Below are 16,734 nucleotides of genomic sequence, written 5' to 3'. Positions count from 1 at the left end.
TAAATTAATTTTTGACAAGTGTCGGAGAATACCGAACCGAAAGTTAATTAGTCATACTATCAAAGAACTCTTTGGCTGGCAGCGTAAAACTGCTTAGCCTTTATCTCAAATTTTAACGAACTATTGTATAAAAACATCCAAACATATTCTGATGATTTTTGTAGAATCGGGCAGATTGATGAATCTACTTGCGTTCGGAAAACCAAAAGAATTTTTTGGATTCCTTTTGCTTTTCACTCACTTATTCGTACCTTTGGTCCTACGAACCTTAGGTACTCACGTTCGGAAAACCAAAAGAAATTTTTGGATTTCTTTTGCTTTTCACTCACTTATTCGTACCTTTGGTTCTACGAACCTTAGGTACTCACGTTCGGAAAACCAAAAGAAATTTTTGGATTTCTTTTGCTTTTCACTCACTTATTCGTACCTTTGCAGGCGCAAAACGTAGGGGTACTTGCTCAACCCCCTTTAACAAAACAAGAATATGAAACACGACAATCAAAAAGTCAGTGTGCTGTTTATGCTTTTCGGCATACTGTTCTGCGTCTGCCTCATTACGGCAAACGTATTGGAAACAAAGCAAATCTCATTTGGTTTCGTCAATGTGACGGCAGGTCTTATCGTATTCCCCGTGAGCTACATCATCAACGATGTGGTATGCGAGGTGTGGGGATACCGTCGCACACGTATGCTCATCTGGCTGGGCTTTGCCATGAACTTCCTCTTTGTGATGTTTGGAGCAATAGCCGACTGGATTCCCGGTGCCGATTATTGGAATGGCGACGAGGGATTCCATCAGATCTTCGGACTGGCCCCGCGTATCGTTGCCGCATCATTCGTGGCATTTCTCGCCGGTTCGTTTATCAATGCCTATGTGATGAGCCGCATGAAAATGATGACTGAAGGTAAGGGATTCTCGTTTCGCGCCATTGCCAGTACTGTGTTTGGCGAGTCTGCCGACTCGATTATCTTCTTCCCGCTCGCTCTTGGTGGTGTGATTCCCTGGGAGGAGATGCCGTCGCTCATCATTTCACAGGTGTGCATCAAGACACTCTACGAGATTATCGTTCTGCCTGTAACCATCCGCGTAGTGGCATTTACCAAGCGTCACGACCAGGAGGATGTCTATGACGAAGACATCAATTACAACATCTTTAAAATCTTTTCATTCTGATGGAAACAAGACAAGAAGACCATTTGCAGGCCTTGGGTCGCAAAACCGACTATCGCATGGATTATGCGCCAGAGGTGCTGGAGACCTTTGTCAACAAGCATCCGGGTAATGACTATTGGGTGCAGTTCAACTGTCCTGAGTTCACTTCACTCTGTCCTATCACAGGACAGCCTGACTTCGCAGAGATTAAAATCATGTATATTCCAGCAGAAAAGATGGTGGAGAGCAAGAGTCTGAAACTCTATCTCTTTTCTTTTCGCAACCACGGCGATTTTCATGAAGACTGTGTGAATATCATCATGAAGGATCTCATCAAACTGATGGAGCCGAAGTATATCGAGGTGACTGGCATTTTCACTCCGCGTGGAGGTATCAGCATCTATCCTTATGCCAATTACGGACTGCCTGGCACAAAATATGAGCAAATGGCAGAGCACCGTATGATGCAGCACGGACTGTGATGCAGACAAGACCGGATAAAGGTCCAGTAGAAAAAATAAGGTGGAAGAGTACTCTTCCACCTTATATGTTATAGTACGGCTAACACTTAGTTGTTTTTCTTGCGATAGAAACTCCAGTCGCCATCGCTGAAGCGCAACACAAGTGTGTCTTTGGTGAGTTCTACGATGCGACAGGTGTCACGGTCAATCTTCTGCTTTGTACCTTTAGTGCCCGATGGCATTTCCATCGTCCCAGAAGCCATAATCAACTTACCGTTGAAAAGTCTCCACTCCGTGTATCGCTTGATTTCTGGATACACCACAGCACTCATCTCGTCGGTTGTCTGTTGGTGTTTCATGCCTCTGGTAGTCATACTGTATCCACGCTTAAACTGCAACACATACTCACGCGGTACGAGCAATGATTCTTTGACAGAATCGGGCATCTCTGCCATCATGCGCCGACGAAGACGACGCGACATCTTGTCATAGTCGCGCAGTTTGGGCTTGACCATGAAAGCCCATTGTCCTTTGAGGTCGTCGAGGTTGATGACTGTCAGCGCCTCTGCCTTGTCTTCAGGATTGAGAATCACAGCCAGTTCGTCACCGATAAACGGTTTGCCGAATATCTGTTTCTGCTGACTGGCATTGATGATGTCGAAGGTGTCAGGATCGGCACCGGTGTAGGGGAGAAGCACCAAGAGCGAATCGGTAGTACCGTCGCATGCCAGACCATATAGGGTTGAGTCGCCAGGTTGCCGTTTCAGATAGTTGTCAGTGGCTTTTTCGGCTTGCGGAGCCTCCTTTTTGCCACACGCAGCCAATAGAAGTAAGGCTGAGGCGATAGTCAGTATTGTCTTCGTCATAATCGGTATTTTTTAGTTTTCGATGCAAAAGTACAAAATATCTCCGATTTTTGGTGTAAGTATTGGTTTTTATTTGTACATTTGCAACGAAATAACTATAACTAACGAGATTATTAGCCTTATGAAGAAGAAAATCAGATTCAGTCTTGTCTATCGCGACATGTGGCAGTCGTCTGGCAAGTTTCAACCCCGCAAAGATCAGTTGGCACGTATTGCTCCGGTAATCATCGACATGGGATGTTTTGCTCGTGTGGAAACCAACGGCGGTGCTTTCGAGCAGGTGAACCTGTTGGCTGGCGAAAACCCTAACGAGGCCGTACGTGCTTTCTGTAAACCTTTCAACGAAGTGGGCATACAGACTCACATGCTCGACCGTGGTCTTAATGCGTTGCGCATGTATCCTGTACCTGATGATGTGCGCCAACTGATGTATAAAGTGAAGAAGGCACAAGGTACAGATATTACCCGCATCTTCTGTGGACTCAACGATACCCGAAACATCATACCTTCTATTAAGTGGGCAAAAGAAGCAGGCATGATACCGCAGGCAACACTCTGCATCACCACATCGCCTATTCATACTGCAGAATACTACTCTGCCATTGCCGATGAGCTGATAGCTGCCGGTGCCGAGGAAATCTGTCTGAAGGATATGGCTGGTATAGGACAGCCTGCCCTGTTGGGTAAACTGACCAAGCTCATCAAGACCAACCACCCCGATATTATCATCCAGTATCATGGTCATTCCGGTCCCGGACTGTCAATGGCTTCTGTATTGGAAGTGTGCAACAACGGTGCCGATATTATCGATACGGCCATCGAACCGCTATCGTGGGGTAAAGTGCATCCCGATATCATCTCGGTACAGTCGATGCTGAAGAATGAAGGCTTCGATGTGCCCGAAATCAATATGAATGCCTACATGCAGGCACGTGCGCTCACTCAGGAGTTTATCGACGACTGGTTGGGATATTTCATCAATCCTGCCAACAAACTCATGTCGTCATTATTGCTCGGTTGCGGACTTCCTGGCGGTATGATGGGTTCTATGATGGCAGATCTGGGCGGCATCTACAATGCCATCAACAAGCTGCGTGTCAAGAAGGGCGAGGCAGAACTGTCGATGGACGATATGTTGGTGAAACTCTTCAACGAAGTGGAGTATGTATGGCCACGTGTAGGTTATCCTCCATTGGTGACACCATTCTCACAATACACCAAGAATATTGCCTTGATGAACCTGTTGACGATAGAGCAGGGCAAGGGACGCTATGTGATGATGGACGATGCCATGTGGGGCATGATACTCGGCAAGAGCGGAAAGATTCCTGGAGAGATCGCACCCGAACTGAAAGAACTCGCTGTCAAGCAGAAACGCGAATTTACCGATGTCGATCCACATACATTGCTTGACAATGCACTTGATGGATTCCGCAAGGAGATGAAAGACAATGGTTGGGAGTGCGGTCAGGACGATGAGGAACTCTTTGAATTGGCTATGCATCCCGAACAGTATCGTATCTATAAGAGCGGTATGGCAAAGAAGAATTTCCTTGCCGATTTGCAGAAAGCAAAGGATGCCAAACTCGGCACGAAGCTCTCTGTAGAAGAACTGGCTGCTTTCAAACATGCCAAGGCGGATGCGCTGACAGCTCCTGTGGCAGGTCAGGTATATTACGAATTCTCAGGCGAAGGAGCTTGCGAACCTTGTCTCGAACCGTTTGTCGGACAGCGCTACAAGGAGGGTGATACCTATTGTTATATACAAGCGCCATGGGGCGAAATCGTTCCTATTCCTGCTGCCCTTGGCGGTAAACTGGTAGAGGTGGCTGCCAAACAGGGTGCCAAGGTGCGCCGTGGCGACAACCTCGGTTGGATAGAACGAGACCAATGATAGACTATCAGACGATAATAGATAAGTATTATCCGCAAGACAATGCGTTGCGCCGTCTGTTGCTTAAGCATAGCAGGCAGGTGGCGCAACGCGCTTTGCAGATAGCGCAGCGGCATCCTGAACTGGGTGCTGACCGGCGCTTTTTGGAGGAGGGAGCTATGCTTCACGATATAGGGGTGTTCCGCTGTCATGCACCATCCATCTATTGTGAAGGTACTGAACCTTATCTGCGCCACGGACTTATCGGCGGACAATTGTTGCGCGAAGAAGGATACCCAGACCATGCGCGAGTTTGCGAGCGACATACCGGCACGGGACTCACTATTGAGGAAATCAACGAGCAGCACCTGCCGTTGCCTCCTGCCGATTATGTGCCAGAGACCATCGAAGAACAGATTATCTGCTATGCAGACAAGTTCTACTCCAAGTCGCACCCCGACCGGGTATCGACCGTAGATGACGTCATCGCATCGCTCATGAAGTTTGGTTCGAAAGGTGTAGAGAAATTCAAGAAATGGTCGGAAACCTTTGAATAGCGGTTTCCGACCATTTCCTTTACTATCCTCTCTATTGCAGTTATCCACAGATAGAGGATTGATTATTGGGAATTACTCCGAATTATTGAGGCATCTTAGGATATTTGCGTGTCCAACCATCCCAACGAAGGCGCATCACACCGAAGAAAGCCTCGCCGAAGATGCCACCCGACATCTTTGAAGTACCTTCACGACGGTTGACAAAGATAACGGGAACTTCTTTGATTTTGAATCCTATCTTATAGGCGGTAAACTTCATTTCTATCTGGAAACCATACCCCTTGAAGCGGATTTTGTCCAGTTCGATAGTCTGTAGCACACGGCGCTTGTAGCATTTGAAACCTGCTGTGGTGTCGTGAACGCTGAATCCTGTTACTATTCTTACATATTTCGATGCGAAATAACTCATCAGCACACGACCGATGGGCCAGTTGACCACGTTGACACCGCTGACGTAACGACTGCCGATAGCCACATCGTATCCTTCATCGGCACATGCTGCATAGAGGCGAGGCAGGTCGTTAGGATCGTGACTGAAGTCAGCATCCATTTCAAACACATATTCATAGGCACGTTCCAATGCCCATTTGAAACCGGTGATATAGGCAGTTCCCAATCCCAGTTTGCCACTGCGCTCAACAATAAATAGTCTGTCGGCAAACTCTGTATCCATCAGATGGTGGACGATGGCAGCAGTACCATCAGGCGAACCGTCATCGATGATTAGGATATGGAAACACTTCTCCAGTGCAAAGACCGCACGGATAATCTTCTCGATATTCTCCTTCTCGTTGTAAGTAGGAATAATTACTATACTGTCGCTTTGATTCATACTTTTATGTTTTATGCTACAAAGGTACGATTAAGCGAGCGAAGTACAAAAGAAAAATCGTTTTTTCTTTTGCACTCCCGAGTGAAAGTACCTTGGAGCGACAGGTCAAAGGTACGATTAAGCGAGCGAAATGCAAAAGAAAAACTTGTTTTTCTTTGCACTTCCGAGTGAAAGTACCTTGGGCCGACAGGTCAAAGGTACGATTAAGCGAGCAGAATACAAAAAGAAACACATAATTTTATGCGGAAAGAAGCTCCGCGCGGAATAGCAGAAGGTGATCCTCGCTTGGAATGGGTCACATTGGTTAAAACCTTGGTGGCGCAGTTGGGCATATTTGTAGCAAGAGATGAAGATGGAAAAGAGTATCTGCCTCATGTGGAATGTTATGTGGACGATTTTCGCGAAACAGATCATGAAGAGTTGTTGAATATTAATGTGCATAACATCAAGTCAATAGAGTATTCAAAGCTGCAAAATCCTGTTAAAAACCACCATTTTTGGGCTATTTTATTCATGAAATCCTCAGAAATCGAGCTCGACTCCCTTGTTTCGATGAATTTCCCTTTCCTTGGCGAACGAGGAAATGATGCGAAATAGTGATATCGCGAGTGTATTTGGAAGGTAAACAAGTAAATTGAAGGGTGTTTTTCACATAAAACTGGGGATGAACATCAGACTAATGGTATGTAGAGTGGAAGTTAACGACCAACTTTCTTATGGAATCTTTGTATGATGGTTTTACTTTTGTCCTTTCAGGACGTACTGTTTTGTTTGTAACCGTGTCCGCAGGGTGTTACCCTGGGCTAAGGAAACCATTGGGCTTTCAGCCCGTCTCTGCTTGTATGAGGGAGTTATACTACGTAACTTTGTACTGTAAACTCGGTGTGTTCCGTGGATCCGTGTGACCTTTTATTGGTGGGAACGAAAAGCATTCAAAAGCCTCGGAAAAGAAGCGTGAATTTTAGCCAAGCGTTTCAGTTGTTTCAGTTTCAGTTGTGTTTCAGAGGGTCAGTTAAATTTCAAACCCCCTTTTTAAGACTTATAACTAACTAATAATCAATAATATATATATAGGGAGTGAAATAGGTACCCCTCAAAAAACAACTGAAACAACTGAAACTGAAACGCTTGTTCATAAAGGGCATTCAGCTAAAAGGCTTATTCTCAACAACTTGCACACTTCTGTCCAGCATATGAAATTCATGTAACATCAGGAAAACAAACATTCCAGAGCCGCAAACCCTTGATAGAAGCCAGACTTTTTGGGCGTTTTCGCTCTTGAAAGCATCAAAAATCGAGTTCGTCCCCCTTGTTCCGATGATTTCCACCTTCCATGCAAAACACAGAAAACGCACTCATTCATGCGTTCTGGATGCCCTTGAAATGGATTTTGGGACATACTGGACACTTTTTTACGACCCTGCCAGACTGCAAAAAATGGCGTTTTTTCAACTACAACTGAAACCATCTACTACGACTTTCAAACGCCTATTACACCCAATCGCTCATTAGGATTTTGGAGAGAATGCATAATCTACGGATTTCCATCTCCTTGGTGTCAAGGCCATATAAACTGGTTTCTGCCTTGTGAAGCAAGGTTATTCATGGGCATGCAAACATTTCATAATAAAAATGTCCTCGAATCGCAGGAAACGTATAGAAACGTATGATGGGCAAAACCGAATGTTGTATCTTTGCACCGTGGTTCAAGAGAGAATCACTTTCGCACAAAACATTCCGTCCGCGCACAGACATGGTCAACTCCTCAGTAAGTCACAAGTGACTCCACACTAAGTCCCAATATTTAGCGGACAATGATGGGACAAAGTTGGGAGAAACAAGGAACAGAACAGGAGAATACCACGATGTGGGAATGTGTAGAACGTTTTCGATAAGCCAGATGAGCAGAGTTAACTTTCCGTTTAAGTGAGCGAAAAATCAAGCTCGCTTGAAGTTTTCCGAACGTGAGGAAAGTCAACGAAGTTAAGTTCACTTAAACTCTGCCATGGCTAGAAAAGGTGCCATGAAATGTAACCGAAAAAATATCACATCATGAAACAGCAAAACCCGAACAAATCCCGTTGACAACCCGAACACACAGGGAAGCAATAGTATGATTCGAAACTTGCAACGTTGCGTACGACAGCGCGCTATGCCTTACGAAGGAGGGAGTAAATGCCAATGCCCGATTGGAGTAAAACAGGCGGCTACTGTTGAGTCAGAGGCCTAAGTAGCTGAATCGCTTCTGCTACAGAGGGAACATTGGATATCAGCAATGAACGCTTGCCGTTGACATCGCGCAGTTGGCAGCGACGTGGATTGCCCACCGCAAAGTCTATAACACGCCCGAACGCTTCGCTTTGATAGTAGGGACTGTCGGCTTTGGAGACGAGATACATAGACATACGTCCTTGCTTGAGAATGATTTTCTCGCAACCCAACAGGCAGGCGTAACGACGCAAAGTCACCACATGCATCAGTTCCTGAGCAGCAGGCGGTACAGGACCAAAGCGATCTTCCATTCGACGACGGTAGGCTTCGAGTTGCTCGTCGGTCTGGAGATTGTCCAGTTCGCGATAGAGCAGCATGCGCTCGCTGTCGGATGGCACATACTGGTCGGGGAAATAGAGTTCGAGGTCGCTCTCCAGGGTGCAGTCGGAAACGTACGGTCCGTCGGTATTGATGGGTGTAGAGGCTTCTGCGTCTGCGACTTCGGCAAAGGTGGGCTCCTCGTTTTTCAGTTCTGTCATGGCTTGGGTCAGAATCTTCTGATAGGTCTCATAACCCAGATCGGCAATGAATCCGCTTTGTTCGGCGCCCAGCAGGTTGCCGGCACCTCGGATGTCAAGGTCTTGCATGGCAATCTGTATGCCGCTGCCAAGGTCGCTGAAATTCTCCAATGCCTCTAATCGGCGGCGACTCTCCTGAGGAAGGTCGGCAAGGGGAGGTGCAAGCAGATAGCAGAACGCCTTGCGATTGCCGCGTCCTACACGGCCTCGCATCTGATGGAGGTCTGACAAGCCGAAGTGGTTGGCACCATTGACGATGATGGTATTGGCATTGGGAATATCGATGCCGTTTTCAACAATGGTGGTTGAGAGGAGCACATCGTAGTCGTAGTTGGCAAAATCGAAGATGGCTTGTTCCAGTTCGTCGGGCTTCATCCTGCCGTGACCAATCACCACACGTGCATCAGGAATATAGGTGTGGATGAGGTCGGCAATGCGCTGTAGGTCGTTGATGCGCGGATTGACAAAATACACCTGACCGTTGCGCGACATCTCGAAATTGATGGCATCGGCAATGATTTCCGGTCCGAAGGTATGTATCTCGGTATGGATGGGATAGCGATTGGGTGGCGGGGTCTGGATGATGCTCAGGTCGCGGGCACCCAAAAGGGAGAACTGCAGTGTGCGCGGAATGGGTGTTGCTGTCATGGTCAACGTGTCGATATTGGTTTTCAACTGGCGCAATTTCTCCTTGGTGGATACTCCGAATTTCTGTTCTTCATCAATAATAAGGAGTCCAAGGTCATGAAACTTCACCGTCTTGCCGATGAGTTTGTGGGTGCCGATGATAATGTCTATCTTGCCTTCCTCCAAATCTTTCAGTATTGCCTTGGTCTGTTTGGCGGAACGGGCACGCGACAGATAATCCACACGGACTGGCAGATCCTTCAGACGGCCTTGGAAGGTCTGGAAATGTTGGTAAGCCAGTACGGTGGTAGGCACGAGTACAGCCACCTGCTTGGAGTCGCAGGCTGCCTTGAATGCAGCACGCACCGCCACCTCGGTCTTACCGAATCCCACGTCGCCACATACCAAACGGTCCATAGGACGTGCTTTTTCCATATCGGCCTTGATGTCGTTGGTGGCTTTCAACTGGTCGGGCGTATCTTCGTAGAGAAACGACGCTTCGAGTTCGTGTTGCATGAAACAGTCGGCGCTGAAGGCAAATCCCTGCTCGCGTCGTCGGCGGGCATAGAGACGGATGAGGTCGCGGGCAATATCCTTCAACTTATTTTTGGTGCGCTCTTTCAGTCGTTCCCACTGTCCTGTGCCTAATTGCGAGAGGCGTGGCGGTTCACCGTTGTCCTGTGCTTTGTATTTGCTGACCTTATAGAGTGAGTGGATGGAGACATAGATAGCCCCGCCGCCGTTGTAGATTATCTTAATCATCTCTTGGTAGCCGTTGCCTTGTGGCATGCGTACCAAACCACCGAATTTGCCGATGCCATGATCTACATGGACCACGAAATCGCCTACTTCAAACTGTTGAATCTCTTTCAACGTGAGCGAGACTTTGCCGCTGCGGGCCTTGTCGGAACGCAGACTGTATTTATGGAAACGGTCGAATATCTGGTGGTCGGTGAAGATGCAGAGTCGCAGGTCGTGGTCGATAAATCCCTCGTGGATGGTTTTTTCTACAGGGGTGAAGTGTAGGGCCTGTTTTGCCTCATCGGCAGAAAAAATGTCTTTCAGTCGTTGCAACTGCTTCACGCTGTCTGCCAGAACATAGATGCGATAACCTTTTGACAGATAATCGGTGAAACTTTGACGCAGCAGATCGAAATTCTTATGAAACAGCGGTTGCTGGAGTGTGTTGAAACGCAGGGTCGCCTGAGGCACACCTGTGGCATGTGCACCGATTTCTATGCGACGCAAACCGCTGATGGCTTCGGTGAATTGAGAGCCGCTGATGAGCTGAGTCTCCTTTCTCATCTGCTGCATCGTCTCTTGTTGCTCCATTTCGGTCTGTCCTTCCATACGCTCGGTAAGAGCTTGCGACGAGAATCCTTCACGGTATGTGCGGTCGATGGAATCGTGAACAAAGAGTAAGTCTTTTGTCACGAGCAAAGTCTCTTTTGACAGAAACGAAAAGAAAGGTACGCGTTCCTCTGATGTAACAGATAGTTCGGGAACAATCTGTATGCGGTCACGACGGTCGCGCGACAACTGATCGGTCACATCGAAAGTGCGGATAGAGTCGATGTCGTCACCGAAAAAGTCGATGCGGAATGGATATTCGCAACTGAAGCTATAGACATCGAGGATAGAACCGCGTAGGGCAAACTGGCCTGGCTCATAGACATAATCTACCTCATGAAACCCAAACTCACGCAGTTGTGTTACGATGATGGAAGTGTCAATATTCTGTCCATGATCTAAGGATAAGGTTCGCTCGTCCATCTGACGACGTGAAATGACCAGTTCTGCCAATGCCTCAGGATAGCTGACGATGAGGTAACGCCCGTCTTTCATCATGCAACGGCTCAATACCTCGGTGCGGAGAATCTCGTTGGCAGCGTCTCGCTGTGCGTATTTGATGGCACGGCGATATGAGGAAGGGAAAAACAATACCTGTTCGTTGCCCAACATCTGTGTCAAGTCGTGATAGAAATAGCCTGCCTCTTCCTCGTCGTTGAGTATAAATAGCGCATTGGGCAACAGATTCTTCTGCGCCATAGTGGCAAACAGTACTGGTGCGGCAGAGCCAGTCAGTCCTTCTAAAAACAAGGTTTTGATTTTCTTGTCAGACAGACTTTTTGCCGTAGCCCCCACTTGTGGAGCAACGGAAAGGAGTTCGATGAGGTCTTCTATCTTCAGTGTTGTCATTACTTTCAGGGATTGTAGGCTTCGTGAAGCCGAAAACAATGCAAAAGTAATAAAAAAAAGGCAACTGGAGAAGTAACCTGCAATGTAAATGAAAATAAAGTGCGTTTCGCTTTGTAGTTTAAGTCTTTTTTGCTAATTTTGCATCGCATTTTGCTTTTCCTTTAGGAAAAAGCATAGTTGCGCTGACTCAAACAAGAGGAATAAAAAGTAATCAGATAAATATGAATTTTCAAGTAACGATCATGAAAACAATGGCAGGCTTGAAGCGCAATATGGTGGTTGCGCTCATGATGCTGTCTTCGTTGACGGTTGCCGCACAGAGCGGAATGACCGACACGCAAGTGATGCAGTTTGTGGCAAGGGAGGCGAAAGCCGGAACATCACAGTCGCAGATTGTCACCAAGTTGATGCAACGTGGAGTGAAGATCGATCAGATCAGACGTGTGCGCAACCAGTATGATAAACAGATCAGAAGCCACAATATGAGTGCTGCGGCTGATGCTGCTGTCGGTGATGCAAGCAACCGCATGCGGCATAGTGCATCGCAACAGCAGGAACTGGAGAACGGCAAGGTTAATACAGCTTCTGAGAATGCTAACGATGCCAGTGAAGACCATCAGTTGGCAGAGCAGGAAGTAATGGCTACCCAAGGACATTCTGCCGAGACTAATGGCAAGAAAGTGTTTGGACGTGACATCTTCAACCAACGCGCCCTTTCATTCGAACCCAATATGAATATCGCCACACCGCAGACCTATGTGCTCGGTCCTGGTGACCAAGTGGTCATCGATGTTTATGGCGCTTCGCAGAATACACACCAACTGACCATATCGCCAGAGGGTACGGTGACGGTTCCTGGATACGGACCGATTTATGTGAGCGGAATGACGGTGGCTGCTGCCAACGGAAAAATACGTTCTACACTCGGATCACGCTATGCCAGCAGTAAGGTGAAGCTCTCTGTGGGACAAACACGCACCATCATGATCAATGTGATGGGTGAGGTGAGGACACCGGGTACCTATACCCTCAGCGCTTTCTCTACTGTTTTCCATGCCCTCTACAGAGCTGGCGGTATCAACGATATCGGTACACTACGTAATGTGAAGGTCTATCGTAATGGAAAACTGATTACCGTGGTGGATATCTATGAATATATTCTCAACGGCAGATTGGCGGGTAATGTTCGTCTGCAGGACGGTGATGTGGTACAGGTAGGACCTTACGATTGTTTGGTTGGTGTCACGGGTAATGTGAAGCGCCCGATGTTCTACGAAATGCGTAAGAACGAGAGCGTGGCAACTTTGTTGAAATATGCTGGAGGATTTACCGGAGATGCCTATAAGAAGGCTGTCAGACTGGTGCGTCAGACCGGTGAACGCTATTCGGTATTTAATGTCGATGAGTTTGATATGTCATCATTCAAAGTTGATGACGGCGATGCAGTAACCGTAGATGGTATGCTCAACCGCTATGAGAATATGGTTGAGGTGAAAGGTGCCATATTCCGCCCCGGACAGTATCGGTTGGGTGGTGAGGTTACTTCTGTGAGAGGACTGATAGAGCGTGCAGAAGGTGTTACCGAAGATGCCTTTACTGCTCACGCTGTATTGCATCGCATGAAGGCTGACCGCAGTCTTGAAGTGGTCTCGGTTGATGTACAAGGTATCCTGGCTGGTACCGTGCCCGATATTCCATTGAAGAATGAAGACGTGCTCTTTATTCCAACACAGGCAGAACTGCGTTCAGAGCGTACTTATACGATTACTGGTGAGGTGATGTCACCAGGAACTTACGAATATGCCGACAATACCTCGGTAGAGGACCTCATCATGCAAGCAGGTGGTCTGACAGACGCTGCAAGTACTGCAAAGGTTGATGTGTCGCGTCGTATTCGTGACCCCAAGGCCACCACAACCACACGAGAGATTGCACAGACATTCTCGTTTGCCCTGAAAGACGGATTCGTGGTCGATGGTAATAAGGGATTTGTATTGCAACCCTATGATGTGGTACACGTGCGCCGTAGTCCTGGTTATGTGACACCACAGAACGTTACTATCAAGGGCGAGGTGAACTTCCCTGGCGTGCAGACGATGAACATGAAAAACATGCGACTGAGTGATGTCCTGGCAATGGCTGGAGGTGTGACCGAGAATGCCTATATGCGTGGTGCACGACTGGTACGTGTGAAAACGCAAGAGGAAAAGGAACGCACTAAAGATGTGTTGACTGCACTCAAAAGAAATATGAGTGAGCGCGACTCAGTTGCTATGGAAAACTTGGATTTGGAGAATACCTACGTAGTGGGTATTGAACTCGATAAGGCCATGGCTGATAAAGGTGGTGAATACGACATCATTTTGCGTGAAGGCGACGTGATCACAGTACCAGAGTATAATGCTACGGTCAAAGTGTCGGGTGACGTGATGTTCCCCAATACTGTTTCATTTGTGGGTGACAAAGGTTATAAGTGGTATGTTAACAAGGCAGGTGGCTTCGGACTGCGTGCCAAGAAGCATAAGACCTTTGTCGTTTATACCAACGGAACTGTGGCACAGGTTGGACATGGTGCAAAAATAGAGCCAGGCTGTGAAATCGTAGTGCCAAGCAAACGTAAGCGTGAAGGATTGAACTTCGCACAAATGCTTTCTGCAGGAACCAGCTTAGCAAGTTTGGCAGCTGTGATTGCCTCTATCGTCTCTATCACTAAATAATGAAAGGTATGACTATGGATGAGAATAACAAGATGAATCAGGTGGAGGAAGAAAGCTCCATCGACTATGCTGCCTTGTGGGCTGCTGTCAAGCGTCGCAAACATCTCTATGTCGTTGTGCTGCCTGTGGCTTTCGTTCTGGCTTGTATCTATGCCTTGGGACTGCCCAACTATTATAATGTACAGGTGAAACTGTCACCAGAACTGTCGTCGAAGAGTAGTACCAGTTCGCTTAGCGCTCTGGCAAGTCAGTTTGGCGTCAATCTCGGAGGTCGTGCAGCTACAGAGGCACTCTTTCCTACGCTCTATCCTGACTTGATGAACTCGGTTGATTTCAAAACCAGCCTCTTTCCTGTAAAGGTGAAGCGTGAAGAAGATAAGAAGGTGATGACCTACTACGACTATCTGCTCAACGAACAGAAAACACCATGGTGGTCGGGAGCTGTCAAGGGGCTGATGAGTATCTTCGGCAGTAAAGATAAAGAGAAGAATCTTAAGGTGGATCCGTTCCGCCTGACCAAGACACAGACTGCAATTGCGCAGGTGATAGATAAGAAGGTTGTGTGTGATGTAGATAAGAAAACAATGGTCATCACTATCAATGTAACTGACCAGGATCCGCTTATTGCTGCCACCATGGCTGATTCGGTGAAAGTGCGTCTGCAAGACTTTATCACAGAGTATCGTACCAAGAAAGCGCGTCATGATTTGGCTTATACACAAAAACTCTATAAAGAGGCTAAGGAACGCTATACTCGCGCACGACAGAACTATGCTTCGTTCTCGGATGCCAACCAGGATTTGATTCTTGAGAGTGTACGTAGCAAACAGACCGATCTTGAAAACGAGATGCAACTGCAGTTTAATGCATATAACACACTGGCTCAACAGATGCAGATGGCTGAGGCCAAAGTGCAAGAGGATACTCCTGCCTTTACAACCCTGCAGAGTGCTACGGTTCCTGTGAAGAAGGCTGGTCCTGTTCGTTCCAAAATGGTACTGATGTTCCTCTTCCTCGTGTTTATCGGAACAACAGCCTATATCCTCTATAAAGAGGGTGAACTGAAAAAACTGATTGGTATAGGATAATACCTATATTATATATACCAAGAAGCCGGTTCCTCATCGAACCGGCTTCTTTGTTATTAGCTATGTTGGAGAGTCGGCATGGATTTTCTTGGGCGTTGCTCTCCGAAATGTATCTCCATTCCTCCATACTTGGCATGGAGGAATGGAGGGACTGATTGTTATTCCTTGATGATGGGCTCCAGCTCGCTGACGTTTCTTTCGATTTCTTCGTCAGAAACGGTGTAGTTCTGCAGATCGCCGCTGATAAACTGCTCATAGCTTGGCATGTCGATGAGACCGTGGCCAGAGAGGCAGAACAGGATGACTTTTTGCTCACCGGTTTCCTTGCACTTCTTGGCTTCGCGAATAGTGGCTGCGATGGCATGGCAACTCTCAGGGGCAGGGATGATGCCCTCGGTGCGGGCGAAGAGCATTCCGGATTCGAATGATTCCAATTGGGGAATATCCACACCATGCATCATCTTGTCCTTGATGAGCTGTGACACAATCATGCCGGCACCATGGTAGCGGAGACCGCCTGCATGGATATTGCTGGGCTTGAACTGATGGCCGAGCGTAAACATGGGTAATAATGGTGTGTAACCAGCTTCGTCGCCGAAGTCATACTGGAACTTACCGCGAGTCAGCTTAGGACAGCTATTGGGTTCGGCTGCGATAAACTCGGTATGACGCTCTCCGCTGATGTTATGGCGCATGAAGGGGAATGCTATACCTCCGAAGTTGCTACCGCCGCCAAAGCAAGCAATAACAGTATCGGGATATTCACCAGCCATCTGCATCTGCTTTTCAGCCTCCAGACCGATGATAGTCTGGTGCAGACCAACGTGGTTGAGTACAGAACCTAATACATATTTACAATGGGGAGTGGTGGTTGCCAACTCTACTGCTTCTGAAATGGCTGTACCAAGTGAACCGGGATGCAACGGATCTTTGGTGATGATATCCTTACCCGCACGTGTTGACATGGATGGAGAACCGGTAACGGCAGCACCGAAAGTACGCATAACAGATGAACGATAGGGCTTCTGCTGCATGGTAATCTTTACCTGATAAACCGCACATTCAAGACCGAATATCTTGGCAGCATAGCTCAGAGCCATACCCCACTGGCCGGCACCAGTCTCGGTGGTCACATTGGTTGTGCCTTCTTGTTTGGCATAATAGCATTGGGGAAGGGCGGAATTGATTTTATGAGAACCCAAGGGGTTGACACTCTCGTTCTTGAAATAGATATGGGCAGGAGTGCCGAGGGCTTTTTCCAACTCATAGGCGCGTACCAATGGGGTAGAACGGTAAAAACGGTATTTGTCGAGCACTTCTTCGGGAATGTCTATCCACTCATGCTCCATGTCCAGTTCCTGTTTACTACACTCTTCGGGGAAGATATGTGCCAAATCCTGCCATGTTAAGGGCTTGTGGGTCTGGGGATGGATGGGAGGCAGTGGCTTGTTGGGCATGTCTGCCATGATGTTATACCACTGTGTTGGAATCTCATTCTCCGGTAGGAGATACTTCTTTTGTTTTGTCATTGTCTTATGGTTTAGTGTTTTGTACGACAAAAGTAATGAAAAA

General features: G+C 47.4%; 11 protein-coding genes. 7 read left to right on the top strand and 4 right to left on the bottom strand.

What is annotated here, in order from left to right; all coding sequences use genetic code 11:
• Positions 1–484: 484 nt before the first annotated feature.
• The gene (locus tag CIK96_RS11530; protein WP_094390888.1) at positions 485–1,174 is read left to right on the top strand and encodes a queuosine precursor transporter; all 690 of its coding nucleotides are present in this window, start codon (positions 485–487) and stop codon (positions 1,172–1,174) included.
• On the top strand, positions 1,174–1,635 hold the full coding sequence (gene queF / locus CIK96_RS11525; RefSeq protein WP_094390889.1) for a preQ(1) synthase: 462 nt from the start codon (positions 1,174–1,176) through the stop codon (positions 1,633–1,635). The genes CIK96_RS11530 and queF overlap by 1 nt, the downstream gene beginning before the upstream one ends.
• Positions 1,636–1,721: 86 nt before the next feature.
• On the opposite strand, the gene CIK96_RS11520 is transcribed toward queF, so the two are convergent.
• Positions 1,722–2,480 (bottom strand): hypothetical protein, encoded by a 759-nt coding sequence (locus tag CIK96_RS11520; RefSeq protein WP_094390890.1) that lies wholly within the window; start codon positions 2,478–2,480, stop codon positions 1,722–1,724.
• Positions 2,481–2,601: 121 nt separating this feature from the next.
• Between CIK96_RS11520 and CIK96_RS11515 the strand changes: the two genes are divergently transcribed.
• Positions 2,602–4,374, top strand: coding sequence for an oxaloacetate decarboxylase (locus CIK96_RS11515; RefSeq protein ID WP_094390891.1), 1,773 nt, complete (start codon positions 2,602–2,604; stop codon positions 4,372–4,374).
• Positions 4,374–4,910 (top strand): HD domain-containing protein, encoded by a 537-nt coding sequence (locus CIK96_RS11510; protein WP_094390902.1) that lies wholly within the window; start codon positions 4,374–4,376, stop codon positions 4,908–4,910. Before CIK96_RS11515 ends, CIK96_RS11510 begins: the two co-directional genes overlap by 1 nt.
• Before the next feature lie 82 nt (positions 4,911–4,992).
• Here CIK96_RS11510 and CIK96_RS11505 read toward each other — a convergent pair whose 3' ends face one another.
• A complete protein-coding gene (locus CIK96_RS11505; protein ID WP_094390892.1) occupies positions 4,993–5,742 on the bottom strand; it encodes a polyprenol monophosphomannose synthase in 750 nt (249 codons plus the stop codon).
• 240 nt (positions 5,743–5,982) lie between these two features.
• On the opposite strand from CIK96_RS11505, the gene CIK96_RS11500 reads away from it, so the two are divergent.
• On the top strand, positions 5,983–6,339 hold the full coding sequence (locus CIK96_RS11500; protein ID WP_094434058.1) for a hypothetical protein: 357 nt from the start codon (positions 5,983–5,985) through the stop codon (positions 6,337–6,339).
• Positions 6,340–7,949: 1,610 nt separating this feature from the next.
• Here the strand turns inward: CIK96_RS11500 and mfd are convergent.
• Positions 7,950–11,348: a transcription-repair coupling factor gene (gene mfd, locus CIK96_RS11490; protein ID WP_371592681.1), complete on the bottom strand. Its 3,399-nt coding sequence runs from the start codon at positions 11,346–11,348 to the stop codon at positions 7,950–7,952.
• A 281-nt stretch (positions 11,349–11,629) separates the two neighbouring features.
• Between mfd and CIK96_RS11485 the strand changes: the two genes are divergently transcribed.
• Complete coding sequence (locus CIK96_RS11485) at positions 11,630–14,074, top strand: SLBB domain-containing protein (RefSeq protein WP_371592680.1); 2,445 nt, start codon at positions 11,630–11,632, stop codon at positions 14,072–14,074.
• A gap of 14 nt (positions 14,075–14,088) precedes the next feature.
• Positions 14,089–15,162, top strand: a complete 1,074-nt coding sequence (locus tag CIK96_RS11480) for a chain-length determining protein (RefSeq protein WP_094440655.1) — start codon at positions 14,089–14,091, stop codon at positions 15,160–15,162.
• A 158-nt stretch (positions 15,163–15,320) separates the two neighbouring features.
• Here CIK96_RS11480 and CIK96_RS11475 read toward each other — a convergent pair whose 3' ends face one another.
• Positions 15,321–16,691 (bottom strand): TrpB-like pyridoxal phosphate-dependent enzyme, encoded by a 1,371-nt coding sequence (locus tag CIK96_RS11475; protein WP_094390895.1) that lies wholly within the window; start codon positions 16,689–16,691, stop codon positions 15,321–15,323.
• Between the last annotated feature and the right edge of the window lie 43 nt (positions 16,692–16,734).

Origin of the sequence: Prevotella sp. P4-98, assembly GCF_002251405.1 — a bacterium.
GTDB lineage: Bacteria > Bacteroidota > Bacteroidia > Bacteroidales > Bacteroidaceae > Prevotella.
This window is presented reverse-complemented; position numbering and strand designations above follow the sequence as displayed.